This is a genomic window from Eisenbergiella tayi, from assembly GCF_001881565.1.
In the GTDB taxonomy this organism is placed as follows: Bacteria; Bacillota; Clostridia; order Lachnospirales; family Lachnospiraceae; genus Eisenbergiella; species Eisenbergiella tayi.
Window position 1 is genome coordinate 420,249 of record NZ_MPDJ01000003.1, and the last position, 6,000, is coordinate 426,248.

The 6,000-nt window shown below is 50.0% G+C and carries 3 protein-coding genes; 1 reads left to right on the forward strand and 2 read right to left on the reverse strand.

Translation table 11 applies throughout. The features are described 5' to 3' along the window. Positions 1-149 precede the first annotated feature (149 nt). Positions 150-1,175 carry a MerR family transcriptional regulator gene (locus BLA28_RS13105; RefSeq protein ID WP_069159080.1) on the reverse strand — a complete coding sequence of 342 codons (1,026 nt, stop codon included), beginning with the start codon at positions 1,173-1,175 and terminating at the stop codon, positions 150-152. A 239-nt stretch (positions 1,176-1,414) separates the two neighbouring features. On the opposite strand from BLA28_RS13105, the gene baiCD reads away from it, so the two are divergent. Next, the gene (gene baiCD, locus BLA28_RS13110) at positions 1,415-4,888 is read left to right on the forward strand and encodes a bile acid Fe-S flavoenzyme BaiCD (RefSeq protein WP_069159081.1); all 3,474 of its coding nucleotides are present in this window, start codon (positions 1,415-1,417) and stop codon (positions 4,886-4,888) included. Positions 4,889-4,976: 88 nt separating this feature from the next. On the opposite strand, the gene BLA28_RS13115 is transcribed toward baiCD, so the two are convergent. Next, the gene (locus BLA28_RS13115) at positions 4,977-5,549 is read right to left on the reverse strand and encodes a hypothetical protein (RefSeq protein WP_069159082.1); all 573 of its coding nucleotides are present in this window, start codon (positions 5,547-5,549) and stop codon (positions 4,977-4,979) included. Between the last annotated feature and the right edge of the window lie 451 nt (positions 5,550-6,000).

A 6,000-nucleotide genomic window follows, 5' to 3' on the forward strand; every position in this document is an offset into this window, starting at 1 on the left:
ATCCGAGCGAGAGCGTCCCCTGCAAGGATCCCTGCTTAGCCGGCAGCGGGAAGGATGGGAATCCGAACCGGACAGCAGCCCCGAAGGAACGGGACGCAGGGGGCGGGGGCATGTGCCAAATTTGAGTTAAAGAAGGCAAAAGGGCTCCTTCAGAATAACAGATCTGTAATTTCATCTTTTTCCAGAAGAGCATAAGGACTGAACGCGAACACGGTCATCCGCTCCAGTTCTCCCTTCCCGTTCTGTTCCCAGTTAATGGGAAGCAGCCTGTCCGTAATTCTTTCGTAGATTCTTTTCCCGGATTCCGTCGTCTGCAGCAGGTTCCATATCAAGCCGCACAGAACACAGATGTTATTATAAAAGCGCTCATAGTCGCTGTTTAGTTCAAACATCATGCTGCTTATTTCGGAATAACCGATTGTCAGCAGCGGATAAATCAGAGGCTGGTAGACAAGGTTCCATTTTTCCACAAGAGCATTATCCCGGAGAAAAGCGTCGATCTGTTCCAGCATACGGGCCGCGTGGACAGGAAGGCCATCGTGCTTTAAGGACGCTATTTTTTCAGCCTGCTGGGCTGTTTTTTTACTGCTGTAGGTGAGCTGCTCCGGGGTGAGGGCGGAAATAATGTATTTCATGCTGCGCAGGAAGGGCTGGTAGTCCTCGATTACCTTTCGGGAAATTTTGCTCCAGATGAATTCCTGGTATTCGCTTCGGTTTCCGGAGAGATAGGGCGTCCATATAAAAAGAGGGATGATTCTCTTGTCCAGCTCCGTGAAATCATCGGCGGCCGCCTTCTTTTCCTCATAGGATTCCATGAGCTTTAGGCTGGCGGCAAGGGAATCACAGTCGATTGGGGCGGGATTGTTCTCAAAATAGCGGGCAAGGATGTCCACATTCCGCCGCATGGTATCGATCCGTTTTGTCAGAGTGTCAATCTGGCGGTAAAAATAATAGGAAGCGGTTCCGGGAAAACGAAGGATATGGCGGATATCCGAAACGGGAAAATCCAGCCTGCGAAGCCGTGAGATAATAATGAGATTGCGCACATCCTCATCTGAAAAATCATGGTATCCGTTAACCGGATCCTCCTTCGGAGTGATCAGCTTCTGGGATATATAAAATTGAATGGTTCTTCTGGAAAGTCCTGTTTTTTGAATCACTTCTTTAATTCTCATGGACACTCCTTCCTTTTACAAAAAGCTGCCGCTCATTTGATGCAAAAGTCTCCGGCTGCCCGGCATCACCTAAAGTGTACACCAGGTGCACACTTTTTGGAAGGCACATTGTGGATAAAAATACATTTCATGTAATAATCCCCTGATAATTATAACAAAAGCTGAATAAAAAAACACCATTGACTGTACAGATTGTGGATAGTTTATAATGAAAATATAAGAAAAGGAGGACGGCGCATATGTATGAAAAATTATTTTCTCCCATCACAATCAAAGGGATGGAACTGAAAAACCGTGTCATCCTGCCCGCGATGGGCACCCGTATGAGTGATCATAAAATGGTAACGGATAAGCTGATCCGGTATCATGTCGCCAGGGTGAAGGGCGGAAACGGACTGAATATGGTAGAGGTTGCCAGCGTGGAGCCGTTAAGCTCCCCCAAGCAGTTCCTTTCCATTGCGGAGGATATGTATATCCCGGGGCTGAAAAAGCTGACCGACGCCATTCATGAGGCGGGCGGCAAGGCGGGAATCCAGCTTTGGCAGGGAAGTATCGCCGTGAGCTTTGATCCGGCTGCGATAATGTATGTGGCATCGGATATGCCTGTATCGGCGGAGCTGACGCTGCCCGGCATCAGCGTGGAACAGATTCATTACATAGCGGACTGCTTCGGAAAGGCGGCGGCAAGAGCGGCAAAAGCCGGCTTTGACTGTGTGGAATTCCATTGTGCCCATAACTACCTGCCTCATTCCTTCCTGTCAGGCGGAATCAACCATCGGACGGACGAATATGGCGGATCCCTGGAAAACAGGGCGCGTTTCCCTTTGGAGGCTATCCGTGCCATCCGTAGTGCAATCCCTGAGGATATGCCGATTTTCATGCGGATTGATGCCCATGATGATTATCTGGAAAACGGACTGACCATAGAAGAGGTGGCTCAGTTCTGTAAATGGGCAAAGGAAGCAGGAGTGGATGTCCTGGATATCTCCAGAGGAAATATTATAACGCCTGCATTGAAATATGAGGTGCCTTCCCTTGATTTGCCCTGCGGCTTCAACATTGACAATGCGGCATATATCAGGAAAGAAACAGGTATGCTGACGGTCGGTGTGGGCAGAATCAATACGCCGGAGCTGGCGGAGCAGATCCTGGAAGAAGACAAGGTGGATATGGTGGTTATCGGCAGGGGACAGCTGGCGGATCCTGAATTCTGCAACAAGGCAAAATCGGGAAAAAGAGAGGACATCGTAACCTGTGTGGGCTGTGACCAGGGCTGCTATGACGGCTTTTCCAATCTGGATATGCCCCATATCACCTGCCTGAGAAATCCGGCGGTGGGACTGGAAGCGGAGCTGGAACCGGTTCCCTGTGAAGAGCCGGAAAAGGTGCTCATCGCAGGCGGCGGAATCGCCGGAATGCAGGCGGCACTGATATTAAAGGAACGCGGTGCCAGACCTGTGATTTATGAAAGCGGCGATCATCTGGGAGGACAGTTCCTTCTGGCAGGGGAAGCTCCCCGCAAACAGGAAATGAAGGCGGCCATGCTTTCCATGGCATCCCAGGTAAAAAGAGCGGGAATTGAGGTGCACCTGAATACACCGGCAACTCCTGAACTGATTGCGGAGGAAAAGCCGCATACCGTAATCTGTGCGATTGGTTCCTCACCGATCAGCCTGAAAATTCCCGGTGCGGACGGGGAAAATGTGGTGAATTCCCATCAGGTACTGGGTGGTAAGGTGAAGGTTTCCGGTACGGCGGTGGTAATCGGCGGCGGCCTTGTGGGTATGGAAGCGGCGGAATACCTGGCTGAAAATGGCTGTAAGGTTACCGTTCTTGAAATGCTTCCGGAGGTATGCGCTGATATCGGGCCTGTCCGGAAAATCTGTGTTATGGAAGAAATAGCAAAACGTGGAATCGCCATTGTTACAAATATCACGGTCAACAGGATTGAGAACGGATGTGTTTATGGAAGCAAGGATGGAAAAGAAGAGTCCTACCCCTGCGATTATGCGGTTGTTGCGGTTGGTTCCAGAAGCAATGACTCATCCGCATTGGAAGAAAGCTGCCGCAGTGAGGGCATCGCTTTTGTGAAGGTTGGGGATGCGCTCCGCGCCCGCCGTGCGATGAATGCCACCTTTGAAGCGCAGGAAGCGGCAGTGAAATTCGACCAGCCGGAATACCGTGCGGCGATTTCCAAAGCGCCCAGGACCGTTTTTGTAACAGGCGGAACCGGCAAGATGGGAATTGAAACGGTGAAACAGCTGCTGGCAAGGAAACCCAAATTTGCGGTCCGTATGCTGGCCCGTCCATCCGCCAAGAACAAAGAGCTTGTGAAGAAAATAGCCGATCCTTATCTGGAAGTGATCTGGGGAGATATGAAGGATTACGAAACCATTTTGAAATGTGTGACAGGCGCGGATTATGTGCTGCACATCGGAGCCATGGTATCTCCCGCGGCGGATAAGTATCCGGAAGAGACGCTGTATACGAATATCGGCTCCACGCTGAATATTATTAAGGCCATTAAGGAACAGCCGGATCCGGACAAGGTGAAATTTGCCTATGTGGGTACTGTGGCCATGACAGGTGACAGGCCGGTGCCTGTAAACTGGGGACGCTGCGGGGATCCCATCAATCCTTCCGCACATGATTATTATGCGATGTCAAAGGTATTTTCCGAGCTTTCCGTATTTGACAGCGGCCTTAAATATTGGGTTTCCATTCGTCAGACCGGGCAGTATCCGCCGGATCAGGGGGCGGGCGAGGAACCGATTCAGCATCACCAGAACCCCAACAATGTTCTGGAATGGAGCACCGCGGTGGAATCCGGTATCTGTATGGCAAATCTCTGCGAAGACTGGGTGCCTGAAGAATTCTGGAGAAAGGCCTATAATTTAAGCAGCGGCAAGGGATGGCGTTTTGCCCATTGGGAACTGATGAATTTCAGCTTCGGTCCTATGGGAATCCGTTATCAGGATGTGTTTGACGTGACAAAATGTGCGCTTTACAACTTCCATGGGCAGTACTATACGGATTCCGATCTGCTGGATGACTATTTACATTTCAGGGTTATTCCTCCGGAAAGCTACCGGGCGGAGGTTACGGCGGAGATGGAAGCGATGATGAAGAATCCCATGATTGCCGCAATGATGCCTAATACGCAGTCTATGAAGGAGAATCTGGAAAAAATCAGCCATAAGGAGATGGGAACCTCCTGGATGCTGGAAAAGGATCAGGAAGACTGGATTCATGCATTTTTCGGCTCCAGGGAAAAACAGCAGCAGATAAAGACTGTGGAGGAAGGATATGAGTTTTATCATCCTTCAGAGGAAAATCCGGTTTATATGGATCATGGCTATGATGAAAATAAGGCTTTGGAAGACCTGGATGCTGAGGATATCAGGAAAGCAGCACAGTTCAGAGGCTGTGAGCTGCTGGACGAAACCATCCCCGACATTTATACGCCTCTCCGGTTCAGATGTTCGCAGGGACATGAGTATAAAATGAGCGTCAACGCAATGCTGCGCGGCGGACACTGGTGTCCGGAATGCCAGCGGAACACCTGGCACTATGCCGATATGGCCCGCAAGAGCCCGTTCTATGCGCAGGTTTGGACGCCGGTACATGGAAATGAGGACGACTACAGCATACCCATGCGTTTCTCCGCATTTGATATCTGGAATGAGCTGAAGGAAAAGCTGGGTCTTGTATAAGAGGATATAAAAAGATAATACACAACAGGGGGACAGCAGTTCACACGGGCCGCTGTCCCCCTCATTTTTTCAGCAAAAAAATTTATTACTAATCAAAATGATATATGGTAATTTCTTCCGCATGAAATACAGAACCGTTGCGGGTGCCTGTAGCGTACATACTCCTTCCTTTTTCCAGATCAGCGGCGGTTGCCTCACTGGTAGTGGAAGTAATACCCATATCGGAAGAAGAACAGATGGTAAATACCGTATCCTCCGTATAGGTTACCTCAATGAAAGCTGTCGGATCGGGGTCAGCGGGAGAGACAGCAAGCAATCCATCCTCACCCAGATCCTCCGTAAAGGTTTCGCTGACCCTGAAGCTGGACGAGTCGATTTCTTCAATGGTTCCATCTAACCTGTCTTTGGAAGCCGAGGTTTGCCCCGAAGCTGTTTCCTGAGCTTCGGATGAGGATACCCCTTCCGGTGCTTCCGCCGAAGCGACAGGCTCAGAAACCGCTTCACCAGTATTCTCCACAGATGCAGCAGACGCTCCCGGATCTCCAGAAGAGGCCTCCGCCTTATCACCCGAACCGCATGCACTCAAAAGCAGTGCACACAACAATAAAGCAGACAGTCTGCAAAAAATATTGTCCGTTGTTCTTTCCATCACTTTTTTCATTTGTTTCCTTCCTCTCATTTTCATATTGGCTATTAACAAAAATATCATACCAGCTAATTCTCTAAAGTATTTCTAAACGAGTAATCCCTTTCCTCCCGGCCCTCCCTCCTGCGCACCGTGTCCCTGTCCTTTTCCCTGGCCCCTGCCCTTTCCGGAAACCGTCCGGCGGCACACCTCTCTGCCTGTCGGCTGCAGACAAAAAAAGGGGCGTTTCTAACTGTTTTGTGCCGATACTCCGCTGCCAACGCGGCTGCACCCCCCCCTTTGGTCGACAAACACCCCCGCTAAGAAGGGGCCTTCCCCTTCTCCCCCTCTAACTTTGTATAAGAACAAGACATAAGCATATTTGGCGGAGGTTCCGCCGATATCAATGGATAGTGAAAGGTTATTCTGCATATAAATCTCCTTACCTGTTTTTATTTAAATGAACTCAAACTTGGCACATGCCCCC

Bases quoted from the DNA above. Each gene is read 5' to 3' on its own strand.
- BLA28_RS13115 (WP_069159082.1), bottom strand. From the start codon at position 5,549: ATGAAAAAAGTGATGGAAAGAACAACGGACAATATTTTTTGCAGACTG.
- baiCD (WP_069159081.1), top strand. From the start codon at position 1,415: ATGTATGAAAAATTATTTTCTCCCATCACAATCAAAGGGATGGAACTG.
- BLA28_RS13105 (WP_069159080.1), bottom strand. From the start codon at position 1,175: ATGAGAATTAAAGAAGTGATTCAAAAAACAGGACTTTCCAGAAGAACC.